The 26,069-nt window shown below is 50.3% G+C and carries 21 protein-coding genes and 3 tRNA genes; 17 read left to right on the plus strand and 7 right to left on the minus strand.

The window, feature by feature from the left end:
• Position 1 precedes the first annotated feature (1 nt).
• From thrB to ung, 3 genes are read left to right on the plus strand one after another with little or no spacing between them, the layout of a single operon-like run.
• Positions 2 to 934 (plus strand): homoserine kinase, encoded by a 933-nt coding sequence (gene thrB, locus WKJ03_RS16005; protein ID WP_337843243.1) that lies wholly within the window; start codon positions 2 to 4, stop codon positions 932 to 934.
• Positions 935 to 957: 23 nt separating this feature from the next.
• A complete protein-coding gene (thrC, locus tag WKJ03_RS16010) occupies positions 958 to 2,253 on the plus strand; it encodes a threonine synthase (protein WP_337843244.1) in 1,296 nt (431 codons plus the stop codon).
• Positions 2,250 to 2,912, plus strand: a complete 663-nt coding sequence (ung, locus tag WKJ03_RS16015; RefSeq protein WP_337843245.1) for a uracil-DNA glycosylase — start codon at positions 2,250 to 2,252, stop codon at positions 2,910 to 2,912. Before thrC ends, ung begins: the two co-directional genes overlap by 4 nt.
• Positions 2,913 to 3,003: 91 nt before the next feature.
• Here ung and WKJ03_RS16020 read toward each other — a convergent pair whose 3' ends face one another.
• The 3 genes from WKJ03_RS16020 to tal all read right to left on the minus strand — a co-directional run bounded on the left by WKJ03_RS16020 (position 3,004) and on the right by tal (position 5,896).
• A complete protein-coding gene (locus WKJ03_RS16020; RefSeq protein ID WP_337843246.1) occupies positions 3,004 to 3,180 on the minus strand; it encodes a DUF3545 family protein in 177 nt (58 codons plus the stop codon).
• Between the two features lie 111 nt (positions 3,181 to 3,291).
• On the minus strand, positions 3,292 to 4,917 hold the full coding sequence (gene pgi, locus WKJ03_RS16025) for a glucose-6-phosphate isomerase (RefSeq protein ID WP_337843247.1): 1,626 nt from the start codon (positions 4,915 to 4,917) through the stop codon (positions 3,292 to 3,294).
• Positions 4,918 to 4,939: 22 nt separating this feature from the next.
• Complete coding sequence (gene tal / locus WKJ03_RS16030) at positions 4,940 to 5,896, minus strand: transaldolase (RefSeq protein ID WP_337843248.1); 957 nt, start codon at positions 5,894 to 5,896, stop codon at positions 4,940 to 4,942.
• Positions 5,897 to 6,208: 312 nt separating this feature from the next.
• Here tal and yaaA point away from each other — a divergent pair, with 312 nt between their 5' ends.
• From yaaA to WKJ03_RS16045, 3 genes are all read left to right on the plus strand, one after another.
• The gene (yaaA, locus tag WKJ03_RS16035; protein ID WP_337843249.1) at positions 6,209 to 6,988 is read left to right on the plus strand and encodes a peroxide stress protein YaaA; all 780 of its coding nucleotides are present in this window, start codon (positions 6,209 to 6,211) and stop codon (positions 6,986 to 6,988) included.
• A 104-nt stretch (positions 6,989 to 7,092) separates the two neighbouring features.
• A complete protein-coding gene (locus tag WKJ03_RS16040; protein WP_337843250.1) occupies positions 7,093 to 8,391 on the plus strand; it encodes an inosine/guanosine kinase in 1,299 nt (432 codons plus the stop codon).
• A gap of 96 nt (positions 8,392 to 8,487) precedes the next feature.
• Positions 8,488 to 10,740 carry a DUF5916 domain-containing protein gene (locus tag WKJ03_RS16045; protein WP_337843251.1) on the plus strand — a complete coding sequence of 751 codons (2,253 nt, stop codon included), beginning with the start codon at positions 8,488 to 8,490 and terminating at the stop codon, positions 10,738 to 10,740.
• Positions 10,741 to 10,787: 47 nt separating this feature from the next.
• Here WKJ03_RS16045 and srmB read toward each other — a convergent pair whose 3' ends face one another.
• On the minus strand, positions 10,788 to 12,047 hold the full coding sequence (srmB, locus tag WKJ03_RS16050; protein ID WP_337843252.1) for an ATP-dependent RNA helicase SrmB: 1,260 nt from the start codon (positions 12,045 to 12,047) through the stop codon (positions 10,788 to 10,790).
• Positions 12,048 to 12,131: 84 nt separating this feature from the next.
• On the opposite strand from srmB, the gene WKJ03_RS16055 reads away from it, so the two are divergent.
• Together WKJ03_RS16055 and WKJ03_RS16060 are read left to right on the plus strand one after the other, a co-directional pair.
• Positions 12,132 to 12,869 (plus strand): methyltransferase, encoded by a 738-nt coding sequence (locus WKJ03_RS16055; RefSeq protein WP_337843253.1) that lies wholly within the window; start codon positions 12,132 to 12,134, stop codon positions 12,867 to 12,869.
• Positions 12,870 to 14,054, plus strand: coding sequence for a crosslink repair DNA glycosylase YcaQ family protein (locus WKJ03_RS16060; RefSeq protein ID WP_337843254.1), 1,185 nt, complete (start codon positions 12,870 to 12,872; stop codon positions 14,052 to 14,054).
• Between the two features lie 48 nt (positions 14,055 to 14,102).
• Here the strand turns inward: WKJ03_RS16060 and WKJ03_RS16065 are convergent, their stop codons facing one another.
• On the minus strand, positions 14,103 to 14,612 hold the full coding sequence (locus WKJ03_RS16065) for a TIGR00645 family protein (protein WP_337843255.1): 510 nt from the start codon (positions 14,610 to 14,612) through the stop codon (positions 14,103 to 14,105).
• 154 nt (positions 14,613 to 14,766) lie between these two features.
• On the opposite strand from WKJ03_RS16065, the gene WKJ03_RS16070 reads away from it, so the two are divergent.
• A complete protein-coding gene (locus WKJ03_RS16070) occupies positions 14,767 to 16,923 on the plus strand; it encodes a S46 family peptidase (protein WP_337843256.1) in 2,157 nt (718 codons plus the stop codon).
• Between the two features lie 977 nt (positions 16,924 to 17,900).
• Here the strand turns inward: WKJ03_RS16070 and WKJ03_RS16075 are convergent.
• Positions 17,901 to 19,169 carry a hypothetical protein gene (locus tag WKJ03_RS16075; RefSeq protein ID WP_337843257.1) on the minus strand — a complete coding sequence of 423 codons (1,269 nt, stop codon included), beginning with the start codon at positions 19,167 to 19,169 and terminating at the stop codon, positions 17,901 to 17,903.
• 934 nt (positions 19,170 to 20,103) lie between these two features.
• Here WKJ03_RS16075 and WKJ03_RS16080 point away from each other — a divergent pair.
• From WKJ03_RS16080 to WKJ03_RS16115, 8 genes are all read left to right on the plus strand, one after another.
• On the plus strand, positions 20,104 to 20,679 hold the full coding sequence (locus WKJ03_RS16080) for a hypothetical protein (protein ID WP_337843258.1): 576 nt from the start codon (positions 20,104 to 20,106) through the stop codon (positions 20,677 to 20,679).
• A gap of 2 nt (positions 20,680 to 20,681) precedes the next feature.
• Complete coding sequence (locus tag WKJ03_RS16085) at positions 20,682 to 21,158, plus strand: regulatory protein RecX (RefSeq protein WP_337843259.1); 477 nt, start codon at positions 20,682 to 20,684, stop codon at positions 21,156 to 21,158.
• A gap of 15 nt (positions 21,159 to 21,173) precedes the next feature.
• A complete protein-coding gene (gene alaS / locus WKJ03_RS16090) occupies positions 21,174 to 23,798 on the plus strand; it encodes an alanine--tRNA ligase (protein WP_337843260.1) in 2,625 nt (874 codons plus the stop codon).
• A gap of 18 nt (positions 23,799 to 23,816) precedes the next feature.
• Positions 23,817 to 25,001 (plus strand): aspartate kinase, encoded by a 1,185-nt coding sequence (locus tag WKJ03_RS16095; RefSeq protein ID WP_337843261.1) that lies wholly within the window; start codon positions 23,817 to 23,819, stop codon positions 24,999 to 25,001.
• A gap of 99 nt (positions 25,002 to 25,100) precedes the next feature.
• Entirely contained in the window at positions 25,101 to 25,304 is a 204-nt protein-coding gene (gene csrA, locus WKJ03_RS16100; RefSeq protein WP_337843262.1) for a carbon storage regulator CsrA, read from the plus strand.
• A gap of 158 nt (positions 25,305 to 25,462) precedes the next feature.
• Positions 25,463 to 25,553 (plus strand) — tRNA-Ser (locus WKJ03_RS16105).
• Positions 25,554 to 25,567: 14 nt separating this feature from the next.
• Positions 25,568 to 25,644 (plus strand) — tRNA-Arg (locus WKJ03_RS16110).
• A 40-nt stretch (positions 25,645 to 25,684) separates the two neighbouring features.
• A tRNA-Arg gene (locus WKJ03_RS16115) sits at positions 25,685 to 25,761 on the plus strand.
• Here WKJ03_RS16115 and WKJ03_RS16120 read toward each other — a convergent pair.
• The coding region (locus WKJ03_RS16120) for a hypothetical protein (protein WP_337843263.1) at positions 25,762 to 26,069 on the minus strand (308 nt) is incomplete at its 5' end.

Consider the following 26,069-nt stretch of genomic DNA (forward strand, 5'->3'; position numbering starts at 1 on the left):
CATGAGTCGTTATTTTGCGCCCGCCTCCACCGGTAATTTGTCGGTCGGTTTTGATTTATTGGGAGCGGCTTTTGAGCCAACAGACGGGCAGGCGCTGGGGGATGAGTTAATCATCCTGGGTGAAAGTGACAGGCTGCAGCTGAGTGTGTCAGGCCGTTATGTGCACCAGTTACCGGGCGATCTGAACGATAATCTGGTGATCAAATGCTTTTATGCTTTCGAACAGGCTGTTGGCCGCAGGCTGCCACCTTTGCAGCTTGAGCTGGTCAAGCATTTGCCTGTCGGCAGTGGGCTGGGGTCCAGCGCCTGTTCTATCGTGGTGGCTCTGTATGCTTTTAACCAACATTTTGGCCAGCCACTGTCTGACAAAGAACTTTTACAACTGATGGCCCAACTGGAAGGGGGCGTCAGTGGTTCAGTGCATTACGACAATGTGGCGCCGTCATTTTATGGGGGCCTGCAGTTAATGCTGCAGGACAGCCCGCAGATTTGCCGCGCTTTACCCTGGTTTGATCACTGGCGTGTGGTGCTGTGTTACCCCGGCACTGTGTTGTCCACCAAAGCAGCCCGGGCTGTATTGCCCACAGAATTGTCGCTGAAACACAGCATTGCCTTTGCCGGTATGCTTAGCCGTTTTGTTGCCGCACTGTACAGCCGGGATGAACAGGATGCGTTGGCGGCCTTGCAGGATTTAGTGGCAGAACCAGCGCGGCGCAGTCTGATGCCAGAGCTGGAACCGTTACGCGCAGCCTTAATGGCCGAAGGGGTTGGCCATGTCGGTATTTCCGGTGCAGGGCCGACCATTTTTGCCATCTGCAGTAACGGGCAACAAGCCCAGTTTGCCGCCAGTTACCTGCAAACACAGTATGCAAAAAATCAGGATGCCATGACGGTGGTGTGCCGTCTGGCGCAACAAGGCGCACGGGCGCTATAGGATCAGAACACAGGATTAAGCAGATGCAATTAACGAATATTAAAGTTCCTTCGCAGCAAGTGAGTTTCCTGCAGGCCGTTCGAATTGGGCTGGGTGAACAGCAGGGGTTATTTTTCCCGACACAATGGCCGCAGCTGGATGTGCCCCGTTTACTCGACATGCCCTTTGTCGAACGCAGCAGCCATATTCTGGCCAGCCTCATTGGGGACGAGTTAACGGCAGCAGAAGTGCAGCAAATGGTCGAAGCGGCCTTTGCCTTCCCTGCGCCTTTGGCGCCTGTCGCAGAAGGAGTGGCGTGCCTGGAATTGTTCCATGGGCCGACACTGGCCTTTAAAGACTTTGGTGGCCGTTTTATGGCGCAGGCACTGCTCAAAGCCCAGCAGGCCGAAAACGTCAGTAAAACAACTATAGTCACTGCAACTTCGGGTGATACAGGGGCTGCTGTGGCCCATGCCTTTTACCAGCAACCTGGGGTGGAGGTGGTGATCCTGTTCCCGGAAGGCAAAATCAGCCCGCTACAGGAAAAGCTGTTTACTACCCTTGGCAGGAACATTCACACTCTGGCCGTAAATGCAGATTTTGATGCCTGTCAGGCGCTGGTCAAAGAAGTGTTTAATGACAAAGCTCTGGTGCAGCAACTGAATATCAACTCAGCCAACTCCATCAATATCAGCCGTTTGTTTGCGCAAATTTGTTATTACTTTGAAGCAGTCGCTCAGGTTCCGGCCAATCAGCGTGATCAGGTGGTGATTGCTGTGCCGAGCGGTAATTTTGGTAACCTGACCGCCGGGCTTATTGCCCGGGTCTTAGGCCTGCCAATCAAACGGCTTATCGCCGCAACAAACGCCAATGATACAGTGCCCCGCTACTGGAAAAACGGCGACTGGGCGCCGCATAAAACAGTGGCGACTTTATCCAATGCAATGGATGTCAGTGCCCCCAATAACTGGCCCCGGGTTGAAGCTTTGCTGGCGCAAGGGCTGGTGGAGCGGGATGCGCTGGAAGCCGTGATGGTGGATGAAGAAGACACCCAGCTGTCGATGCGTCAGCTCGCTCAGTTGGGGTATGTCAGCGAGCCGCACGCTGCTGTGGCCTATAAAGCCCTGAAGCGCAGCCTGCAGCCTGGTGAATATGGCATCTTCCTTGGCACAGCTCATCCGGCCAAGTTTAAAGAGCAGGTGGAAAACATTCTTGGCAGCCCTATTGCCCTGCCAGCTGAGCTGGCTGCTGTCGCCAGTGAGGCAAGTTTGGCTGTGGCGATGAACGCTGATTATGTACAATTGCGCCAGGCATTATTGGCATTGGACAATCAAGCGTGAGTGTAAGCTGGCAAGACGTGATTGGGGCTGAGAAAAATCAGCCCTATTTTATCGACACCATCAACTATCTGAAGCAACAACGGGCCGCAGGGCAGGTGATCTATCCACCTGAATCTATGGTATTTAACGCCTTTAAATACACGCCTTTTGATCAGCTGAAAGTGGTGATTATCGGGCAAGACCCTTACCATGGACCAAACCAGGCCCATGGCCTGAGTTTTTCGGTGCCCCAGGGAGTGGCCATTCCGCCTTCGCTGCGCAATATCTACAAAGAGTTGCAGCTGGAGTATGAAGATTTCCGCTATCCGGACCATGGTTGTCTGGAGAACTGGGCCCAGCAGGGCGTGTTGTTGCTAAACACTGTGTTGACCGTTGTGGCCAACGAAGCCAATTCACACCGGCAATTGGGCTGGGAACAATTTACCGACCAGGTGATCCGGGCTATCAGTGCGCAAGCACAAGGTATAGTTTTTTTGCTCTGGGGCAGTCATGCAATTAAGAAGGGTCAACTGGTGGATAAACAAAAACACCATATTCTGACCGCACCTCACCCATCGCCTCTTTCTGCACATCGCGGTTTTTTGGGATGTGGTCATTTTGTCAAAGCCAATGCACTCTTGACAGAACAGGGCAAGGCGCCAATCTGTTGGCAGGTTTAGACGTCAGCTAAAACAAACCATCGCGAAAGCGATGGTTTGGGGCCTGAATTGTGGAATGAAAAAAGCCCCGTCCTGCTGGACGGGGCTTTTTTTAACTAAATTCCAAATCGTTCAACTCAGGTTCGATGGTCCAGTCAATGTCTTCTAATTCGCGCTTCAGACGTTGACGTTCTTTTACTGCTTCGATTTCACGCCATTTACGTTTTACCGCACGGCTTTTCGTTGCAGGACGCTCCAACAGGTTCAGTAAATCTTCGAAGCTTTCCATTTTTGCCCCTCTGAGTTGTTGTTATTTTCAACAAATTAGTACCACAGTCTGAATGAAAATAAAATAACCTTTTGACACAAAAATGAACGAAAAATGAATGTTTTTTGTCGGTTAGCTGTTCCTGAACTGGTTAAATTGAGCGATGAGCGCCTCTGTAGACGCGTCAAACCGGCTTTCCTTCTGCCCTGACAGGACCTGATAAATAGGTGTGGACAGTTGTTTGCCAAGCTCGACACCCCACTGATCGAAGGAATTAATATTCCACAGTACACCCTGGCAAAACACCTTGTGTTCATACAATGCGATCAGTGCACCTAAGTAGTAAGGGGACAACTCGGGCAGCAACAGGGTATTACTTGGTTTGTTGCCTGGAGATACCTTGTGCGGCGCCAGGGCGATAGCTTCAGCCTCAGAGGCGCCGCTGGCCAGTACTTCTGCTTTGGCTTCGTCAAAGGTTTTGCCTTGCATCAAGGCCAGGGTCTGAGCGAAGCAATGCGCCGCCAGACGATGGTGATGGTCGGTCAAGCTGTGACTGACCCTGGCCGGCAGAATAAAGTCGCATGGCACGGCCAAAGCGCTTTGGTGCAGCAACTGGTGATAGGCATGTTGGCCGTTGGTGCCAGCGTCACCCCAAATCACCGGCGCTGTGGCCAGCTGCAGTGGATTCCCCTCAGCATCAACGCTTTTGCCATTACTTTCCATATCCAACTGCTGTACATAGGATGGCAGCAGGCGCAGGTAGTGGCTGTATGGCAATAACGCCTGAGCCTGACAGCCTTTGGCGTTGATGTACCAGACACCTAACAGCGCCAGAATCACCGGCAGGTTTTGCTCAAAAGGAGCGGCGTAAAAATGCTGGTCCATGGCGCGGGCACCGGCCAGCAACTGTTCAAACTGTGCCATACCCAGCTGCAGGGCCACCGGAAAGCCGATGGCGGACCACAAGGAGTAGCGACCGCCGACCCAATCCCACATCGGCAGAATGTGTTCGGCGCTAATGCCAAACTCAGCCGCCGCTTTGATATTGGACGAGGTGGCCCAGAAATGCCGTGCAATAGCGGCTTTGTCGGCGCCCTGGTCGATAAACCATTGACGCACCGCCAGCGCATTCTGTTTGGTCTCTTCGGTGCCAAAAGATTTGGAAGCAACAAAGACCAGGGTGGTCGCCGGGTTTAAGCCTTTGACCACATCACTGACCACAGCGCCGTCAATATTGCCGGCAAAATGAATACGCACCGGGCTCTGGTTATAAGGCAACAAGGCTTCACAGGCCATTTGTGGGCCTAATAAAGAACCACCAATACCAATCCAGATGAGATCAGTAATAGCCTGGCCCTGATAACCCAGGTATTCACCTTTGTGCAATTGTGCGATCAGGCTAGCCATCTGGGCACGGCACTGTGCAATCTCAGGTGCTAAATCCACTCCATCCAGCAGCAGTGGCTGGCCGGCTTCGGCGCGTAACGCCATATGCCAGACGGCACGCTGCTCAGTGCTGTTGATTTTGTCGCCTTGTTGCATTTGCTGCGCTTTGCGCTGAATGTCACTTTGGTTCGCCAGTTCCAGCAGGGTCTGCCAGATACTGTCGGTGATCAGGTTTTTGGAAAAATCCAGGTGGATACCACAGGCTGTGGCCTGGAATTTTTCGGCCCGTTTTGGATCCTGTGCAAATTCCTGCCGTAATGAAATGGCTGTACTGGCTTGCTGTTTCAGCGAAGCCCACACCTTAGATGACATTCAGTTTCTCCCCTTAATAGCCTCAGGCTTGCAGTTGCGCCTGGATCAATGTTTCTAATTTGCGCTGATCGATAGCAAACTTGCGGATGCCTTCGGCCAGTTTTTCAGTCGCCATGGCATCTTCGTTCAGTGCCCAGCGGAATTCGGTTTCGGTCATGGCTGGCTTGGCACTTTCTGTCACGCCCTGGTCTTGTAAATGCACCTGCAGCTGACCTTGGGTGTCGCTCAGTTCCTGCAGTAAACCCGGGCTGATGGTCAGGCGGTCACAACCGGCCAACGCCAATACTTCACCTGTGTTGCGGAAGCTGGCACCCATCACCACGGTTTTGTGGCCATGCGCTTTGAAGTAACGGTAGATTTCACGCACAGACACCACGCCAGGGTCTGTTTCTGAGTCGTAGTCCTGTTTGGTATTGGCTTTGTACCAGTCGAGAATACGGCCGACGAAAGGCGAAATCAGAAAGACGCCAGCTTCTGCACAGGCACGGGCCTGCGCCATATGGAATAACAGCGTCAGGTTACATTGAATGCCTTGTTGCTCCAGTTCACGCGCCGCCTGAATACCTTCCCAGGTGGAGGCAATTTTGATCAGGATACGGTCTGTGCCCAGGCCATTTTCTTTATACAGCGCGACCAACTGCTTGGCTTTGGCGACAGTGGCCGCTTTATCGAAAGACAAACGGGCATCCACTTCAGTTGAGATGCGGCCTGGGATCAACTGGCTGATTTTAGTGCCGATATCGACGGCAAATTTGTCACCAGCAATGCTGATTTGTTCGGCCAGGTCACTGCTTCGTGCTTTGGCATAAGAGGCGGCGGCGGCCAATAATGGCTTGGCAAACTCCAGTTGGCTGGCGTTCAACAACAGCGATGGGTTGGTGGTGGCGTCTACAGGGCGGAATTGTTCAATGGCGCCTAAGTCGCCACTGTCGACCACCACAGTGGTCACTTGTTTTAACTGGTCAAGTAAGCTGCTCATATTGTTTTCTTACCGTTATTTAGATCACATCCGGCTTGGAGGGTGATTCATACTAATAAAATGTAGGAAAATTACAACATAAAACCGGTTGATGCAGTGACTTTCCTACCCTGGAATTCAGCTGGGTCTGGCGGCGTCAATCAAGGCAAGACCACAGAATTCCATGGTACCCATAAGGTGGCTTGATTTAAAGCCAAAAGCGGCCGCAACTCCGCAATCTGTCTGAACTTTTTGCTATAACACAGAACCAGTCTGCACAGGCAGGTGTAACTTGGTACACTAGGCGCGTTTTTGCAGTACAGGAAAGTTGTTATGTTAACGGTGATTTCACCAGCCAAAGACCTGGATTACCAAAGCCCGCTGGCTGTGTCAGAGTACAGCCAGCCGGCCTTGCTGGCCGAGGCACAGGCCCTGATGCCGGTGTGTCGCGATTTAAGCCCGCAACAGTTGAGCAGCCTGATGGGGATCAGCGACAAGCTGGCCGGACTGAATGCAGCCCGATTTGCCCAGTGGTCCACACCTTTTACACCGGACAATGCCCGCCAGGCGGTGTTTGCCTTTAATGGTGATGTATACCAGGGCTTGCAGGCCCAGAGTCTGAGCAGAGAGGATCTGGCATTTGCGCAGCAGCATTTACGTATTTTAAGTGGTTTGTATGGCGTGTTAAGGCCCTTGGATCTGATGCAGCCTTACCGGCTGGAAATGGGCACCAGTCTGGCCAATCCTCGTGGTAAAAACCTGTATCAGTTCTGGGGCAGCCGGATTAGCGAGGCCTTGAATCTGCAACTGGAACAGCTGCAAAGTGACACCCTGCTGAACCTGGCGTCGCAGGAATACTTTAAAGCTGTGGATAAAAAAGCCCTGAAAGCCCGTGTGGTCAATGTGGAATTCAAGGACTTTAAAAATGGCCAGTATAAAGTGATCAGCTTCTATGCCAAAAAGGCACGTGGTCTGATGGCGCGTTTTGTCACAGAGCAGCGACTGACCAGCGTGGCAGGCATAAAAGACTTTGATGTCGCAGGCTATCGGTTCAGTGCTGAACAATCGACGCCTGAGCAGTTTGTGTTTACCCGACAGATGCCTGCCGTTTAATCCGCAAAGCGGAAGACACCACAGAAAAATGGGCAGATAAAAATGCCTAGTTCTGTGGTGTTTTTTTGCTAAAATGCGCGGCTTCGAATCAGAGCGTGTTCATTATGAAATTTCCGGGTCGTCGTAAACTTAAACACTATTTTCCTGTCTCCCAGCCAAAGCTGACGTTGCCCAGCTACGAAGTCCGGCCTGAACTGGATACCTATGTAGTGGGTCTGGACCAGACCATAGTGGATGTCATTGCCAATGTCAGTGACGACTTCCTGCAGAAATACGGCATAGGCAAAGGCCTGTCCAATCTGGTCGAGCATGGTAAAGCCGACCTGATTTATCAGGAGCTGGTGGCGTCCAATGCGATTTCTGATCATTTTGCCGGTGGTACCATAGGCAATACCATTCATAACTATTCGGTACTGGCCGACGACAAATCGGTATTGTTGGGCGTGATGTCCGCCAATATCAGGCTGGGGTCACCGGCTTACCACTACCTTTGCCATACCTCCAGCAAAGTGGATATGAACCATTTGCAGGGGGTTCAGGGGGATGTCGGCCGTGGCATTACCATGGTCACCCCTGATGGTGAACGCACCTTTGTGATTGACCCCAGTGATATGGATGAGCTGGCGCCCAGCCATATTCCAACCGACATTATCCGCAAAGCCGCTGCTGTGGTCGCCAGTGCTTATCCGCTGCGCGCCACCGCCAAACCTATTCAGCAGGCGATGCTGAAAATGCTAAACGATGCCAAAGCGGCTGATGTGCCCGTGGTGATGAGCCTCGGCACCAAACACCTGGTGCAGGAACATAAAACACTGCTCCTGGACACTCTGACCAACTACGTCAATATACTGGCGATGAACGAACAGGAAGCCGAAGCCCTGACGGGGTTTGCCGACCCGCTGCTGGCGGCCGAAGCCGCGCTGGATTATGTGGATATGGTGCTGCTGACCGCAGGCCCTGAAGGGTTATATCTGTGTGGTTACACCGATGTGCAGTCGAAACGTGAAACCAGCAACCCAATTAAATCCGGTGCTTTGGCGGACTACAACCAGTTTGAATTCAGCCGCCCTATGCAGAAAAAAGACTGTGTCGAACCTGTGAAGGTGTATTCACATATAGACCCTTACCTTGGCGGGCCTGAGCGTATTAAAAACACCAATGGTGCCGGCGATGGTGCTTTGGCCGCTATTCTGCATGATATTGCGGCCAATCATTTTCATCGTCAGACCTTACCTTTATCCAGCAAACACGAGCTGCCTTATCTGGCCTACTCGTCTTTTGCACAGATCTGCAAATATGCCAACAGGGTCAGCTACGAAATTCTGGTGCAAAATGCACCACGGCTGTCCAAAGGTTTGCCGGAGAAAGAAGACAGTCTGGAAGAAAGTTACTGGGAGCGTTAAGTTCAGTTAATTCCTGTAACAAAAAATCTGCAGAAAAGGCTGGTACTCCCGGCCTTTTTCTTTACTATCGGCCGCAGAATCAGAAGGATAGGACCCATGTTGTTAAAAATTTCCGCCTGTGTTTTGGCTTTGTGCTGTTCTGCCGCCGTCTGGGCGCAGTGGGCTATTCCGAAAACAACAGCACAAGTTCAGGTTGATGGTGTGCTGGATGAAGCACTCTGGCAGCAGGCCAACAGAGTGCAGCTTACCATCAACAGCTGGCCCTCTGAAAACAGCCCTGCACCTGTGCAGACAGATGCCCTGCTGATTGAAAACGGGGAGTATTTTTATCTGGCCTTTATCGCCAATGACCCGGATCCCAGCCAGATCCGCGCCTACTTAACCGACAGGGATAAAGTCTGGGAGCATGATCTGGTTGGCGTCAAAATAGATACCTACAACGATTCCAAGCTGGCCTACCAGTTTTTTGTCAACCCGCTTGGGGTGCAGGCTGACGCCATCGAAAACGAAATGACCCGCAGTGAAAGCGACAGCTGGGATGCGATTTGGTACAGCGCGGGTCACGCGACAGCGCAGGGGTATCAGGTAGAAATTGCCATACCGTTGCGCTTACTGAACTTTAACGACCAGTTGGCTGTGCAAAACTGGCGGATTGAGCTGGTGCGTTATTACCCACGTGACCTGAAGCACAGGTTGTCGACCAACAGGATTGAACGCAGCAACCCCTGCTGGATTTGTCAGATGACACCGGCTTCAGGTTTTGCCGGTGCCAAACAAGGCAATCACCTGGCATTGGTGCCGTCGCTGGTGACGGGCCGGTCTGAGCAGCGCGACCCTGCGGGCCGCCCGGACTGGCAAGGAGAATCGGATACTGCGGCCAGCCTGGATTTGAAGTGGGGGATTACACCGGACATTAACCTGAACGCCACCCTCAATCCTGATTTCTCCCAAGTGGAGGCGGACGTGGCACAGCTGTCCGCCAATGATCCTTTTGCATTGTTTTATGCCGAAAAACGGGCGTTTTTTCTGGACAACCAGGATTATTTCAGTTCGCCACTGGATTTAGTCTACACCCGCAATATCGCAGCGCCGGATTTGGGGGCGCGATTAACGGGCCGGGCGGGGCAGCATTCGTTTGCCTTTTTTGCCACAGACGACAGTCAGACCACCTTTTTTGTGCCCGGCAATTTGGGCTCTGATGTGGCTATTCTGGCTGAGCAAAGTAAAAATGCCGTGTTGCGCTACCGACAGGACCTGAGCCCTGAATTGTCGCTGGGCTGGATCAGCACGCTGCGCCAAAGTGACAATTACCATAACTATTTGCATGGTGTTGACCTGAAGTATCAGTTCAGTGAGCAGGACAAACTTCAACTGCAGTATTTGCATGCCGACTCTGCGTACCCGCAGGTGCTCAGGAACAGTTACGCTGGCTCCGAAGCCGGCTTGCGTCTGCAGGACGAGTTATCCGATCCGGCATTTTTTCTGAACTATGAACACGACGATGGCGCCTGGTTCTGGTACACCGAACTGTTACAACTGGACAATGAGTTCCGCGCCGATATGGGCTATATGCCGCAGACCGATTATCGCAAGGCGGTGCAGGGACTTGGCTACAACTGGTTCTCAGCTGAGCACTGGTGGAACCGGGCCAGTCTGGCGGGCGACTGGGATATCAGCCATAACAGCCAGGGCGAGTTGCTGGAAAAAGAACTGGAAATGGCGGCAGAACTATGGGGGCCACAACAAAGTTATCTGGAGTTGTCACTGATAGACCGCGACAAGGCAGGTCCTCGTCATAATGCAGATTCCTTGGCGATAGATGGCAATACCACCCTGTTTAATGAACAATTGCTGGGGCTTTGGCTGGAATTCAGACCCTGGCCCAGTCTGTTCAGTGGTGTTTGGCTGGAAGGTGGCGACGCCATTGACTACCGCAATAACCGACTGGCGTCTTTGCGTGAAATCGCGCCTGAGTTGGGCTGGAATGCCAGTACGCACTTACGGATTGATTTGCGTCACACCTACAGAGCCATGACGACGGGCGGTGCGGAAATTTTTACCGCCAATCTGACCGACCTGCGGTTCAGCTATCAGTTTTCGGTGCAGAGCCAGTTGCGTCTGACCCTGATCTACAACGATCTGCAGCAAAACCCGCAGACCAATCCAGGCTTAACCCAACAGCGCGACCGCAGTCTGGGCTCGCAGCTGCTGTATTCCTACAAGTTAAATCCTCAGACCTTATTGTATGCCGGCTACAGTGACAATGCGGTGCAGGATGACCAACTGACCAGTCTGGAACGGGACAGCCGTTCGGTCTTTATGAAATTCAGTTACGCCTTTTTACTCTGAGGAGTAAAGAACAACGCAGCCTGTTGGCTGCGTTGTTCTTTCCGCGGTTAAGCGTTGGTTTTGGCCGCTTTTTTCAGCGCTTTTTTCTTGGCCGCTGTTTTCGGCTTTTTCTTTTTGGTCGGCGGGCTGGCTTCTTTGTGTTTGGGTCGTAAGCCTTCAATCACCCGGCGCTTCAGCGCCTGTTCGGTGTACCGTTCTATTTTACCAACAGCAGCAATATCGTGTGCTTCCACCAGTGAAATGGCGGTGCCTTTTTTACCGGCGCGGCCAGTGCGGCCAATACGATGCACATAGACATCGGCCGTTCTGGGCATATCGTAGTTAATCACATGGGTAATATCGTCGATATCCAGGCCCCGTGCTGCTACATCTGTTGCCACCAGAATACGGACTTTACCCGTGCTGAAAGCAGCTACTGCGGCCTGACGTTTGTCTTGTGGCATCTCGCCCTGCAGCCAGTTACAGCGCAGCTCTGCACTTTGCAGCTGACCTGTTAAGGTGGCCAGCCGTTCGCGGGTTTTCACAAAGACAATGGCTTTTTTCACATCGTCCTGCCGCAGAATATGGATTAACAGGGCCAGCTTGTGGGCGGCGTCGTCGGCCAGATGGATCCACTGGGTGATTTTACCGCGCTCCCGGCGTGGCGGGTCGGCTTCCAGCTGCAGCGGTTCTTTCAGTGCCCGTTCGGCAAAACGACGGATGCCGATGCCTTCAAGGGTGGCGGAAAATAATAAGGTCTGACGGCGGCGTTTAGCTTCGTCGATGATGCGGTTCATTTCACCAACAAAACCCATATCCAGCATCCGGTCGGCTTCGTCGAGGATCAGCACTTCGACTTCGTCCGCCATAAAGGTTTCGTTGTCCAGGTACTCAATCAAACGGCCTGGGGTGGCGACCAGAATGTCATTGTTTTTGGTCAGGGTTTCTTTATGGCTGCCATAGTTCACGCCACCTGTGATTACCCCGGCGTGTAGGTCTGTCCCCGCAATCAGCTGCTGCGCCTGCTCAAACACCTGATAAGCCAGCTCACGGGTTGGGGTCATCACCAGCACCCGGGCAAAACCCGGGTCACGGCGCGGAAAGTCCAGCAGGTACTGAATAGCAGGTAATAAAAACGCCAGGGTTTTGCCTGTGCCTGTTGGTGCGCTGGCCAATAAATCCCGGCCTTCCAGAGCACCGGGAATGGCCAGTTGCTGAATACTGGTGGCTTCTTTAAAGCCGGCTTTTTGCAGGGCCTGCTCCAGTTCGGGGGCTAAATCAAAGGCAGAAAAAAGCACTTTTTCCTGCGTGGGAAGTGTATCAGTCAAGCTCTGTTCCTTCTGTGTCAGACTGTCAGCTGACAGCCGTTACGGATTCTTTTACACTGGCCGTTTTCCGGCGCAGGGCCTGTGATGAACCAGGGATTTCGTTGTAAAGAGTTTTTTGTTGCCCATGATCTGTGTGCCATGAAAGTGAGTACAGACTCACTGCTGCTGGGCGCTTGGCTGCGGCTGCCTGTCAGCGCACCATCCCTGCGTCTGCTTGATATCGGCTGTGGCAGCGGTTTGCTGTCGCTGATGCTGGCGCAGCGCCTGGCTGCAGCCCAAATGCAGTATCAGATTGATGCGGTTGAAATTGACAGCATGGCGGCAATGCAGGCCGGGCAGAATGTGCAGGCCAGCCCCTGGGCACCTCAGATCCAGGTGATTCAGGCGGATATTCTAACCTATGCCACAGCGGATCACCATGTTGCGGCTTATCAGCTGTTGGTTTCCAACCCACCTTATTTTGAGAACAGCCTTAAATCTGAAGAGAGCAGGCGGGCACAGGCCCGTCATACCGACAGCTTGCCTTTACTGTCTTTGCTGCAGGTCAGTGCCCGCTTAGCTACCGCTTCAGCGTCGCTCGCCCTGGTATTGCCAGCCTCAGTGGCTGAAACCTTAGTGCCCGAGGCTCTGCAGCAGGGCTGGCATTTGCATCGGTTATGCCGGGTCAGCGAGCGGGAGGGCAAAGCCGCCCGCTTATGGCTGATGCAATTCAAGCGCACCCCCGGGCCTTGCGAAAGCAATGCGCTGTTGATCCGGGATGCCCAAGGCCAGTACAGTCAGGCCTACCGACTTTTATTAGCCGACTTTTACCTGAAATTTTAAATGAAACAGCAGTCCAGCCCATTCAGCCCAACTCAATTACGTCAACTGGTGTTGCAGCAACAGGGCTTGCTAAAGCCCCAGCAAGGTCAGGGGGCTGTGGCCCGAGTGGTCCGACAGCTCGGTTATGTGCAGGTAGATTCCATCAATGTGGTGGAACGCGCCCATCACCATGTGTTGTTTAACAGAGTACGGCGTTACCAGCCTGATTTACTGCAGCAAGCCGTTGCACAACAGCAGCTGTTTGAGTACTGGGCGCATGCGGCCGCGTTTTTGCCTATGGAAGATTTTCGCTTCAGCCTGCAGCGCAAACTGCCACTGCGGGCGGGCGAGACACATTGGTTTAATCCTGAGCAAGAGCTGATGCAGCAGATCCTGACCACCATAGCTGAACAAGGCGCTTTACCTGGACGGTTTTTTACGGAATCGGGCAGTAATCAGGGCGGCTGGTGGAACTGGCAGCCAGCCAAGCAGGCGCTGGAACAGCTGTTTATGCAAGGGCATTTGTCGGTGCTGCGTCAGGGCAATTTTCAGAAGCTCTATGAGCTGACGGAACGACTGTATCCACAGTGCATTGGGTTGAGAGAACCTTCCGCTGCCGAATTTGCCAGCTATTTAATTGAACGGACTTTGCAAAGCCAGGCGGTGGCCACTGCAGGGCAAATTTGTTACTTACGAAAGAACTGCAAAACCCAAGTTCAACAGCAGCTGCTAAGTGCGGTACAAGAAGGCCGGCTCTGCAGTTTCGCAAAAGACGGTCAGGTTTACTTTTATTCCCCCCAGTTAGCGCTTACTGACAAAGTCCCGGATAAAGTCTGGTTGTTGTCGCCATTTGACAACCTGGTGATCCAACGCGAACGGTTGCGCCAGTTGTTTGGGTTTGATTACCAGATGGAAGTGTATGTGCCGGCGGCTAAACGTAAGGTGGGTTATTACAGCTTGCCCGTCTTGTACCGGGATCGCTTTGTTGGTCAGGTGGATGTGAAAGCAGAACGAAAAGAAGGGCTGTTATTGCTGCAGCATCTGCAGCTGGAGCCCGGTACCCGCCTGACGGAAGGGTTCAGACAAGCGCTGCTAAAAGCACTGAAACAGTATGCAGACTTTAACCAGTGCCAGCGTATTGAGCTCAGGCAGGCGGCAGCTGAAGTACGGGACTGGCTGGCAACAGGCCTGGCTGCAATTGGCTGATGGACGCAGACAAGGCGCCGGAAGGGCTCGTGCCTGCGTTCAGTCAGATCAGAAGTTATCCTTACGGCCATACTCTTTGGTAATTTTGTCCAGATACCCCATCGCAAAGGCAGACACCACAAAGGTCATATGGATCAGCAGGTACCACATGATTTTGTCGTTATCGATATTTTGGGTGTCCATAAAAATTTTCAACAGATGAATGGAACTGATCGCGACAATAGAGGCGGCCACTTTGTTTTTCAGCGAGTTGGAATCCAGTTTGCCCAACCAGCTCAGTTTGTCGCTGTCGCCGTCCACATCCAGCCGTGACACGAAGTTTTCATAACCGGAAAACATCACCATCACAATCAGGCCACCAACCAGGGAAATGTCAATCAGCGACAACACCACCAGAATTAAATCCACCTCCTTCATACTGAAGATGATCGGCAGAATATGGAACACCTCCTGAAAAAACTTCAGGCCAAGTGCCAGCAAGGCCAGGCTTAAACCAAGGTAAATCGGCGCCATCAGCCAGCGGGTTGCGTAGATCAATTTTTCCAGTACGGGTTCCATGCGGTTGTCCTGTCAGGTAAAGCTTTGGGCATTATGAGGTCAAAGCCCTGAAATTCAAGCAGAGTCCGGGTTTACTTTTGGCAGAAAAACCGCAGAATGGGGCAGGTTAACCGCGTGACATACGCTTTATTCCGGCGCTAGCCAAGGATACCCAATGAAAAAAACTATTCTGACTCTCGCACTGAGCCTGGCCGCTGTGGTTCAGGCTGATGAAGGCATGTGGCAACCTCATCAGCTTCCTGAGCTGGAAGCTGTATTAAAAGCCAAAGGTTTGCAGATTGACGCAAAAAGTATTGCCCAGCTGACGGCCTTTCCGATGAATGCAGTGATTAGCCTCGGCGGCTGTACTGCCTCTTTTGTGTCGCCTCAGGGCCTGGTGGTCACCAACCATCACTGCGCCTATGGCAGTATTCAGCATAACAGCACCGCGGACAACAACCTGCTGGCCAATGGCTTTTTAGCGCAATCGCTGGAACAGGAATTGCCGGCTGCGCCTGGTTCGAAAGTCTTTGTCACTCAGGAAGTGACCAATGTCACACCGGCCATTAATCAGGAACTGAGCCCGCAATTAAAAGGCAAAGCCCGTTTCGACAAAATTGATGAACTGCGTAAAAGCCTGGTCGCGGAGTGCGAGACTCCGGGTTACCGCTGTGACGTCTACAGCTTCCATGGCGGTCTGGAGTATTACCTGATCAAACAAATGGAAATCCGTGACGTGCGGCTGGTGCATGCCCCGGCCAGTGGGGTGGGCAAGTTTGGTGGTGATATCGATAACTGGATGTGGCCACGCCACACCGGGGATTATTCGTTCTACCGGGCTTATGTCGGCAAAGACGGTCAGCCGGCCGATTTCAGCCAGGACAATGTGCCTTTTACGCCGCCGTCTTACCTGAAAGTGTCGGCCAAAGGGGTGCAGGAAAACGATTTTGTGATGGTGATTGGTTACCCTGGCCGTACCAACAGGTACAACAGTGCGGCAGATGTACGGAATCAGTTTACGCAAGTGTTACCTCAATCCAAAGCTTACCGCGAGCAAGCCATGGAGGTGATTAAACAACATGCGCCTGAAGGCTCTGAAGCACGGATCAAATACGAAAGCATTCTGGCCGGTTTGGCTAACTATGCGAAAAACTTCGAAGGCATGATCCAAAGCTACCAGACAGGCAGCACGCAACAGCGTAAAGATGAGTTTGAGAAAGTACTGAACCGCTGGATTAAATCCAGCCCGGCCCGTCAGGCGAAATACGCCCCTGCAGTGCGCCAGCTGAATCAACTGGTCGCACAACAGGCCGAAACTCAGCAGCGTGACCTGGTGCTGAATTACTTCGGTTATGCTCAGCTGTTCAGCACGGCCGAGCGGCTCTACCGGCTGGCGCAGGAACAACAAAAGCCGGATGCAGAACGTGAAACTGGTTATCAGCAGCGCGACCTGGAGCGTTTTGCTGCCTCCATGAAGCGGTTAAGCCGCAGCTTCGATGTCACAGTGGAGCAGGAGCTGGCACTGCATTTCCTGAAGCAATACGCCGCTTTACCTCAGGCGCAGCGCCTGGCGGCTTTTGATGGGTATTTTGGCCTCAATGGTGCGGTGGATGAAGCTGCGCTCAGGCAAAAGCTGGCCGGTATTTATCAGGGCAGTCAATTAAGCGACGAAGCTGAGCGCCTGGCCTGGATGGGTAAATCGGTGGAGGAGTTTAAAGCCAGCACCGACCCGTTAATCCAGTTTGCCGTGGCCATGTACGACAGCCGGATGGCCTTAGAGCAACAACAAAAAGAACAGGCGGGGTTAATGGCGGTCGCCCGTCCTTTGGTGATGGAAGCGGTGATTGCCTTTAACAAGAGCCAGGGCAAACCCGTGTACGCCGATGCGAACAGCACACTTCGGGTGACTTATGGCTCAGTGCAGGGCTATTCACCAAAAGACGCTGTGACCTACCAGCCATTTACCACCACGGCCGGTATTTTACAAAAAGCGACAGGCGAGGAGCCGTTTGACGCGCCGAAAGCCCAGCTTGAAGCCATCAAAGAAGGCGACTTTGGTCATTATAAAAATGCGGCAGGTCAGTTGCCGGTGAACTTCTTAAGTACTGTGGACACCACGGGAGGCAACTCAGGCTCACCCACCCTGAACGGCAAAGCCGAGCTGGTGGGTTTGCTTTTTGATGGCGTAATTGAAGGTATTATTGCCAACTGGGACTACGACCCGGCGACCAACCGCTCTATCCATGTTGACAGCCGTTATATGCTGTGGCAGATGGAAAAAGTTGATGGTGCGACTAATCTTTTAAAAGAAATGGATATTGTAAAAGAATAGAATGGCTGGATGAAAACAGGCGGCATTTGTAGCCGCCTATTTTTGAATGTGGAAGTTAATTATCCAAAGTTCAGATTTTCATTTGTTGAACAATAGGTAATAATGAGCTATGTTTGATTAAATGCTTCATCGCCATTAATAATTACGTGCTGCATGTTAGTATGATATGTTGTTGGGTAATTATTATGGATAAGGATATTGTTGTGAAATGCCCATGTTGCAAAATAGATATAAGTGTATTTTCTAAAGTTCTAAATTCATCTGGGAAGGTGAGAACATGCCCACAGTGTAAAGAGCAATTAGTTATTGGAATCGACTATAAAAAAGCATTGATATTACTGCCATTGTTCGCAGTCGTTCATGTTTTTTTGTTAGGTCCATTTTTAAGATCTATTGGCTATGGGAATATTGGTCCAGCATTTTTGATAGGTTCATTGTTAATTTATGTTTCAACAAAATTAAAAAAATATACTGGCTGACGAAGTATTAAATAATTAATTTAATGTTGTTTTTTGTGCAGTAATCCTTTAGATATTTCAGAAATTCCACGCCATCTTTGGATGAATACCATTCTGGTATCCTGAATAAGACTTCCTGATAGCGTATAAACTCAACTGAATATGAACCAGTGAATCCACTACTAAGTATATATACTTGGCTTACCTTAGACAAACTTACATGCTTTTTACCAAATGTTATCAGTGACTTTTCAGCATGAAAATACATTTCTTTAGGTCTGCTTAATTTGTACAGTATTAAAATTGTACTTATCGTTGGAAATGCTAGTGAAAAATGTGAAATAAATGCGTAACCGCGTTTGGATATCAACTCACCTGGCGGATATGTAGTGTAAAGTAAAATGATGGCAACACTTAGGATGATAAAAGGAAACTGAGAAATAAAAAAAATTCTATAATTAAAAACGGCATTCATTAATCAGTTCCTTGTGGTAGTTTGTTGTGGGTTTACATCTTCGATTAATTTATCTTTGTTTTTAAAAGTATGCTATATGCATGACCATTCTTTTCTTTTAAATGTAAAGCACCACTTCTATTCTCTTGGGCTTCAAAATAAAATATATGTTCTATCTTGTTTTCCCCAACCTGCTTGTGCTTGATAGACTCCTTAGATGGTTGGTTTAAATAAAGACTAATACCATGGAGTGATAGACTATCCACCTCATCCGAAGAGCTAATACCATCAGAATTCAAATCATCCCATAAATACAGTTTTTCATATATCGGGTCACTGCTATCAATTATCCCGTCATCTTGATAGTCAAATGTCATCAATCCTTCTATATCTGATGCTGTTTTCTTTGGTGAATATAAAGAAAACATAAATTCAGCTCTTGTGTCAATAGTGCCGGAACCATTCCAATCAGCAAACAATACAGCGTTTCCTTTAGTTGGCCAGCTAAGTTTATCTTGAACTTTATCATTGTTCACATCAAATTTTACCTTGCTTTTTGACAATGTAATGAATTCTATACCATTACCATCTAAGTCCAATACTATAGGTGGAGTCATGCAGTGCGGGTATAAATCTCTTTTGTGAGGAGGGATTGTGCTGCAGAGTATTTGATTGCTTATGTCATCAGGAATTATAAATATGCTCGGAATTTTGAATCTTGTATTTATTTGTTCTAAGAAATTAATGTAATTAAACTCCTCTAATTGCTGATCTAAAAACAATTCAATACGAGGCAATAAATACATGCCAGCAATTAGCATCATTGTTCTTTGAAGTATTATCGAGCCTCCGCCTCTTGTAAGCATGGCCGTAATTACCGCGCCACCAACAATCGTCGCCAGTTGGCTTCCTGCAAACCCCCATTCTTGATTAATCAAATGGTTTGTTACTTGACCTGCATCCGTTATTTTGTCTATAAGATCAGATGCCTGAAATGCAGCTGATGCAAGCTGCTCTTTCATTTCAGGGGTTAAATTATAAGCAGTAATTAATGCGTTGAGGATTATCTTAATCTTTGTAAGACTTGATATGAGTGTTTGTATTTCCTCGTAACTCCAAGGGGTCTTATCATACTGACTTGCTAATTCATTCTCTAAATCCTCTGCTGTTACATAGTTAGGGTAAGGGTTTCCAGATAAATAATTTATTTCAGGTCTATACTGATTGTGGTATATTTGTGTGAAATCTATATATACGTCTGTATTCCCTGTTTTGTGAATTGTTTCACAGTGATATATGCCGTTATTGTGCTCGCATGAAGTTGTATTCTGCATGGCAATACTGCCACTAGTAAATAAAAGTGATATCAGGCATGAATAAGTTTTTTTTTATTTTGTTAGGCATTTTAGTGTCCCTTTGTGTAATATGATTTTTAATCCATAAACTGCTAAAAATGAAAGATGTTTTCTATTTACATATACTCACTGAAATTAAACCTATATTTTAGGAATATATTGCAGTTTTAGTTAAGGCTCCTTATTCTTGGCGCTGTATCTCATTGGTGTCAACAAAATTTTTTCAAAATTACCTGATTTGGGTGTTTGTTGAGTTAGCTGCCAACCATAATTAAACCTCATCTTTAAAAAGCTTAATTTGATGAAAGCTTTAAGTTTATTTGCATAGCTGTTTATACGTTGTCCACTTTTCATTCGAGTTTTACTTCAGGAGCTGTCATCACGATGTTTTCACGGAGCCAAAGTTTATAGCCTTAAAAAGTTGGAAGCTTGTAACTAGTGAACAGATACTGCGGTATAGACTTGAATGAGCTTTTTTTCCCTGTGTTTCTCACTAATTGCACGGCAAAGCCGAATGGGTCGTCACCTAGCTGTATGATTGAAAGTGTCATCAGCAGCTAAGGCGGCTTTAGGACCGTTTCACTATTTTCTTGCTGCATTTCCGTCTGTTTTTGCACGGCCTGGTGACCTTCAAAGCCGTATTCGCTCTGCAAATCGCCTTTTTCTGCTTTGACTATTCTTACTCCCCCCGCTTTTGCAGTAAGATACGCCTCTTTTTGTGGCCATTTGGGCTTCGACTGCCGCAGTGACAGAAGGGTAAAAGTTCGTGGTTCAGAAAGTTCAGGTAAAACTTATCATACGCCGGGTGCCGATGCAGGCTGCTGTATCATGGCTGAGCAAAGCCTGGGAATTGTTCCGCCAGGCGCCATCCACCTTGATTGCTATGGTCGCTTTTACCACTGTGTTAAGTTTGGTGGCGCAGTTGCATCCTGTTCTTGGTGTTATGTTGGTACTGGCCAATCCGTTTTTAAGTGCTGGTTTTTATAAAACCATAATGCTGTTACAACAACAGCAAACTGTTAGTTTTCAGCTGATTTTTAGCGTCTTCAAAGAAGAACGTTATCGCCGTATTTTTATCCGGTTGGCTGGTGCGAATTTGCTGGCAAATATTCCGCTTATGTTGCTGGTCGCCCAGTTTATGGAACAAGCCAAGGCCGGGGTAGTGGACCCTGTCACTCTGTTTTTACTTGCTGTGGTTCTGAGTCTGGTGTTTATGCTATTTGCTTATGCGGTGGCTATTGCTTATTTCCTTAACGAGCAACGTTTGCTGGCTATTTTAACTGCTAGTTTAACTGCGTGTTGGCGAAACATCATTCCACTTATAATCTTTGCTATTATGGCCGTTACGCTTGGTATGTTAGGTGTGGCTACTTTGGGTTTTGCTTTTATTGTCATAGTTCCTTTGCTGCAAGTGGCATTCTTTTTATCTTTTAGCGCCTTTTTTGCCTTGCAACTGGATAACTCAGCGCCTGCTGTACTGGAAGTCTGAGCATGGCAGAGCCGCAACCTTCGCAAGAACCAAAGCCTCTCACAGAGCAGGAATTGCGGCAATGGCTGTTGGCTTTGTTATCGCGCCGTGAATACAGTGCGCTGGAGCTGAAACAAAAGTTAAAGCAAAAAGGCGCTTCGGCTGAACAAACAGCAGACTTGCTGGACTGGGTACAGCAGCGGAATTACCAAAGCGAACTACGTTATGCCCGTCAGCTCATCCAGGCAAAGTTGCATAAAGGTTATGGCTGGTTTTACATTAACCAGCTTTGTGCCGAACAGGGGCTGGAAAAAAGCCTGGTCCAGGCCGTTCTGGACGAATTAAATGTCGACTGGTTGAGTATTGCTTCAGAGGCTTACCAGAAAAAATACGCCGATAAACCCATAGTGGATTATCAGGACAAACAAAAACGCATGAGATACCTGCAAAGCCGTGGTTTTGACGGTCAGGTGATCCAACAGCTATTTAAACAGCTTTAACAGTAGGATGTGGTTATGTACATGACGTCTGCCCAACTTCGCCGGGCTTTTCTGGACTTTTTCGCCAGCAAAGGGCACCAAATTGTGCCAAGCAGCTCACTTATTCCGGGCAATGACCCGACCTTGCTGTTTACCAATGCAGGTATGGTGCAGTTCAAAGATGTATTTTTAGGTCAGGATAAACGTCCTTACAGCCGTGCTGTCACCGCACAGCGCTGTGTGCGTGCCGGTGGTAAACACAATGACCTGGAAAACGTCGGTTACACTGCCCGTCACCACACCTTCTTTGAAATGCTGGGTAACTTCAGCTTCGGTGATTACTTCAAGCAGGACGCTATTCGTTTTGCCTGGGAGTTTTTGACCGAAGTGGTCAAGCTGCCCAAAGAAAAGCTGTGGATCACTGTGTACGCTACAGATGACGAAGCCTTTGATATCTGGACCAAAGAGATTGGTGTACCGGCTGAGCGCGCTATCCGTATCGGTGATAACAAAGGTGCGCCTTACGCGTCCGATAACTTCTGGGCTATGGGTGATACTGGCCCTTGTGGTCCTTGCACCGAAATTTTCTATGACCATGGCGACCATATCTGGGGTGGTCCTCCGGGTTCACCGGAGGAAGACGGCGACCGTTTCATCGAGATCTGGAACAACGTTTTTATGCAGTTCAACCGCCATGCTGATGGCCGGATGGACCCGCTGCCAAAACCAAGCGTGGACACGGGGATGGGCCTGGAGCGTATTGCCGCTATTCTGCAAAACGTGCACAGCAACTATGAAATTGATACCTTTGCTGCGCTGATTAAAGCCACCGCCGAAGTGACAGGTGCAACCGACTTAACCGATAAATCGCTGCGTGTCGTGGCGGACCATATCCGCAGCTGCTCTTTCCTGGTGGCGGATGGTGTGATGCCATCCAATGAAGGCCGCGGTTATGTGCTGCGCCGTATTATCCGCCGCGCTGTGCGTCATGGGAATAAGCTGGGCGCCAAAGGCGTGTTTTTCAGCAAATTGGTCGCAGCCCTGGTGGAGCAAATGGGGGAAGCGTACCCAGAGCTGGTGGAACGTCAGGCCGTCATTGAAAAAGTGCTGCGCCTGGAGGAAGAACAGTTTGGTAAAACGCTGGAGCGTGGTCTGGTCATTCTGGAAGACGCGCTGGCGGCTTTAGGTTCCAGTACAGAGATCCCGGGTGAAGTCGCCTTTAAGTTGTACGACACCTACGGTTTCCCATTGGATTTAACCAATGACGTGGCGCGCGAACGCGGTTTCACTGTCGATCAGGCTGGCTTCGAAGCGGCGATGGAAGAGCAGCGTAAACGGGCTCAGCAGGCCTCTAACTTTGGCGCTGACTACAACCAGGCGCTGAGCTCGGCGCAGTGCACCGATTTCAAAGGTTATAGCGAGGTCAAGGCTCAGGCCAAAGTGGTGGAAATTTTGCTTGGTGGTGAGCAGGTGCAGTCATTAACTGACGCTACTGAAGCACTGGTGGTGTTGGATCAGACACCATTTTATGCTGAGTCGGGTGGTCAGACGGGGGATACCGGCCGTTTAACCTTAAGCAATGGTGCCGTGTTTGAAGTGACAGACACTATTAAAGTGGGCAAAGCTTTTGCCCATAAAGGCACCTTAAAAGGGGCTTTGGCCGTTGGCGACATGGTCGATGCGGCCATCGACCAGGCCCGTCGGGATGCCATTCGTAAAAACCACTCAGCCACTCACTTATTGCATGCAGCACTGCGTACTGTGTTAGGTGAGCATGTCACCCAAAAAGGCTCGTTGGTCGGGCCGGACCGGCTGCGTTTTGACTTTTCGCATTTTGAAGCAGTGAAAGCCGATGAAATCCGTCGTATTGAACAGCTGGTCAATGAACAAATTCAGCAAAACCATGAAGTGCTGACCCGTCTGATGAAGATTGACGATGCCAAGGCTGCTGGTGCTATGGCGCTCTTTGGCGAGAAATACGACGACGAAGTGCGCGTATTGTCGATGGGGGAGTTCAGCATTGAATTGTGTGGTGGCACTCATGTCAGCCGCACCGGTGACATAGGTTTATTCAAAGTGGTTGCTGAAGGTGGTATTGCCGCAGGCGTACGCCGGATTGAAGCGGTCACAGCGACCGGTGCTTTAGCTTATTTACATCAGTTAGAGCAGCAAGCACAAACTGTGGCGGCGATGCTTAAAGGCGACGTGCTGTCTATAGCCGACAAAGTGGCTCAGGCGCTCGACAAGAGCAAAGCCACCGAAAAAGAGCTGGAGCAGGCAAAAGCTAAACTGGCCAGTGCGGCAGGTGCGTCACTGCTGGATAAAGCCGAGCTGGTGAATGGCGTAAAAGTACTGATTGCACAACTGCCTGGAGTGGACCCGAAAGGCTTCCGTACCTTAGTGGATGAACTCAAAGTAAAAATTGGTTCAGGTGTAGTGTTACTGGCCACTGCCGCTGATGACAAAGTCAGCCTGATTGCCGGTGTCACCACAGACTTAACCGACAAAGTGAATGCCGGCCAGCTGATTGGCTGGGCCGCTGCTGAACTGGGTGGTAAAGGTGGCGGTAAGCCGGATCTGGCTCAGGCCGGTGGTACCGATGTAGCGGCACTGCCTCGGGTACTGGCAGAAGCCAAAACCCAGATCGTTGCCAAGCTGTAATTCTCTGTGGCGCTTTATGTGCAAAAATTCGGGGGTACCTCAGTAGGTACCCCCGAGCGTATCGAGGCGGTGGCAGAGCAGTTGACGGAAACTGTACGCGCCGGTCATAAAGTGGTGGTGGTGGTGTCTGCGATGGCGGGTGAAACCAACCGACTGCTGGGGCTGGCGCATCAGATTGACAGCCGGCCTTCGACCCGTGAACTGGATATGCTGGCCGCCAGCGGTGAGCAGGCCAGCATTGCGCTGCTGGCGATAGCACTGATTAAACGGGGTTACCCGGCTGTGTCATTGTTGGCCGATCAGGTGGGCATTCTGACCGACAATAAATTCAGCCGGGCGCGTATTTTGTCGGTGGCGACAGAGCGGTTGTGGCAGGAGCTGGAGCAGGGCCACATTGTGATTGTCGCTGGTTTTCAGGGCCGGGATATCGAAGGCAATATCACCACCCTTGGCCGAGGAGGCTCGGATACCACGGCTGTGGCGCTGGCGGCTGCACTGAAGGCTGATGAATGCCAGATTTTTACCGATGTTGATGGTATTTACAGCATAGATCCGAGAATTTGTGCTGCAGCATACCGTTTACCTGTGGTTGACAGCGACAGTATGCTGGAGCTGGCGAGTTTAGGGGCTAAAGTTTTACATTCCCGTTCTATTGAATATGCCACTACTCATCAGGTGCCACTGCGGGTCTTGTCCAGTTTTAAACCGGATCAGGGCAGTCTGATCTGTTATCAGGGAGCAGGTATGAGCTTACCCAAACTGACCGGCATTGCTTGTCAGAAAGATGAAGTCTGGTTGCAGCTGACTGGGATCAGCACGGCACAACAAACCCAGTTATTTAAAGAGTTTGCCCGGCAGTCGGTGGAAACCGATCTCTTTAGTTTGCTGGGTCCACAACAAATTGGTTTCAGCCTGAACCGTGCGGACCTGACAGTGGTCGAAGACCTGTGTGGTGAATTGGCAGAAAAACAACGCTTTGATTGGCTGGTATTCACGGGGCTGGCGAAACTCTCTGTTGTTGGGGTGGGGGTGAAAGCCAACCCTGAGGTGATGGCGGTGGTTCTGGAACAGTTACAACTTCTTGCTGCAGAGCCTGTGGCTATCCAATGCAGTGAAATTAAATTGTCGGTGTTGCTGCTGGAACGTCATTTGGTCAGTCTGGCGAATGAACTGCACCGGCTTTTATTAATTACAGAAAATTAAGTGTAAGATTTTCATAAATTTGTTCTCTGGGTTATCATTTAACCGACAGGTCCGCCCTGGCGGCCATGGGAAGCTGGAATCACAGGAAAGGAGCTTAATATGCTTATTTTAACGCGTCGTGTGGGTGAAACTTTAATGATCGGTGACGAAGTCACTGTGACTGTATTGGGGGTGAAAGGCAACCAGGTCCGTATTGGTGTCAATGCGCCAAAAGAAGTCTCTGTACACAGAGAAGAAATTTATATGCGAATTCAGGCCGAAAAGGGAACTCCTGGCGGTTATAGCGGCAACGACGCAGAATAAAGAAAATTCAGGGGTTTGCCGGGTTTTTTGTGATTTTTAACGAGTTTGAGTCAATAATTGTGCGAATTGCTTAAAAGCTCAGCAAACAAGAATTCCAGCCCCAAAAATTGTTTGACTTATTTTCCTGAAACATTAATATACGCACCGCAACGTAGTGCGGAGAAGTGGCCGAGAGGCTGAAGGCGCACCCCTGCTAAGGGTGTATACCTCAAAAGGGTATCGAGGGTTCGAATCCCTCCTTCTCCGCCATTTTGTGTCATGCTGGACGCGTAGCTCAGCTGGATAGAGTACTCGGCTACGAACCGAGCGGTCGGAGGTTCGAATCCTCCCGCGTCCGCCATATGACACAAAATAACAATGCCACGACAATTTCGACAAATGGACGCGTAGCTCAGCTGGATAGAGTACTCGGCTACGAACCGAGCGGTCGGAGGTTCGAATCCTCCCGCGTCCGCCATTAAACCTGCTTAGTGCAGGTTTTTTTGTGTCTGAAATTCAGTAGATTGAAGCTCGAATGACGCGGTAGGTGAGAACCTCCGCAAGGTTCGAGCAATTTGCCGGGAGCAAATTGCGACAGCCGCAGGCTGGCCCCGCAGGGGCGTTTGCCAGGACGGCAAACGCAATCCACCCGCGATTCCGGCCCTTCGCAGAGCTCAGGGCGTTCAGCCGGCAGCATGCCAAACTGTTGGCATGCTGAGATCCCGTCTTCCTCCGGCCCTTCGCAGAGCTCAGGGCGTTCAGCCGGCAGCATGCCAAACTGTTGGC

The sequence above is a fragment of the Rheinheimera sp. genome (assembly GCF_037442525.1).
Classification (GTDB): Bacteria; Pseudomonadota; Gammaproteobacteria; order Enterobacterales; family Alteromonadaceae; genus Pararheinheimera.

Coding starts and splice junctions, on each gene's coding strand:
- tal (WP_337843248.1), bottom strand. CDS start 5,896: ATGAGCAGCTTACTTGACCAGTTAAAACAAGTGACCACTGTGGTGGTC.
- WKJ03_RS16040 (WP_337843250.1), top strand. CDS start 7,093: ATGAAATTTCCGGGTCGTCGTAAACTTAAACACTATTTTCCTGTCTCC.
- thrB (WP_337843243.1), top strand. CDS start 2: ATGAGTCGTTATTTTGCGCCCGCCTCCACCGGTAATTTGTCGGTCGGT.
- WKJ03_RS16055 (WP_337843253.1), top strand. CDS start 12,132: ATGAACCAGGGATTTCGTTGTAAAGAGTTTTTTGTTGCCCATGATCTG.
- WKJ03_RS16045 (WP_337843251.1), top strand. CDS start 8,488: ATGTTGTTAAAAATTTCCGCCTGTGTTTTGGCTTTGTGCTGTTCTGCC.
- WKJ03_RS16065 (WP_337843255.1), bottom strand. CDS start 14,612: ATGGAACCCGTACTGGAAAAATTGATCTACGCAACCCGCTGGCTGATG.
- WKJ03_RS16085 (WP_337843259.1), top strand. CDS start 20,682: ATGGCAGAGCCGCAACCTTCGCAAGAACCAAAGCCTCTCACAGAGCAG.
- csrA (WP_337843262.1), top strand. CDS start 25,101: ATGCTTATTTTAACGCGTCGTGTGGGTGAAACTTTAATGATCGGTGAC.
- thrC (WP_337843244.1), top strand. CDS start 958: ATGCAATTAACGAATATTAAAGTTCCTTCGCAGCAAGTGAGTTTCCTG.
- pgi (WP_337843247.1), bottom strand. CDS start 4,917: ATGTCATCTAAGGTGTGGGCTTCGCTGAAACAGCAAGCCAGTACAGCC.
- yaaA (WP_337843249.1), top strand. CDS start 6,209: ATGTTAACGGTGATTTCACCAGCCAAAGACCTGGATTACCAAAGCCCG.
- WKJ03_RS16020 (WP_337843246.1), bottom strand. CDS start 3,180: ATGGAAAGCTTCGAAGATTTACTGAACCTGTTGGAGCGTCCTGCAACG.
- WKJ03_RS16075 (WP_337843257.1), bottom strand. CDS start 19,169: ATGCAGAATACAACTTCATGCGAGCACAATAACGGCATATATCACTGT.
- WKJ03_RS16070 (WP_337843256.1), top strand. CDS start 14,767: ATGAAAAAAACTATTCTGACTCTCGCACTGAGCCTGGCCGCTGTGGTT.
- WKJ03_RS16060 (WP_337843254.1), top strand. CDS start 12,870: ATGAAACAGCAGTCCAGCCCATTCAGCCCAACTCAATTACGTCAACTG.
- alaS (WP_337843260.1), top strand. CDS start 21,174: ATGTACATGACGTCTGCCCAACTTCGCCGGGCTTTTCTGGACTTTTTC.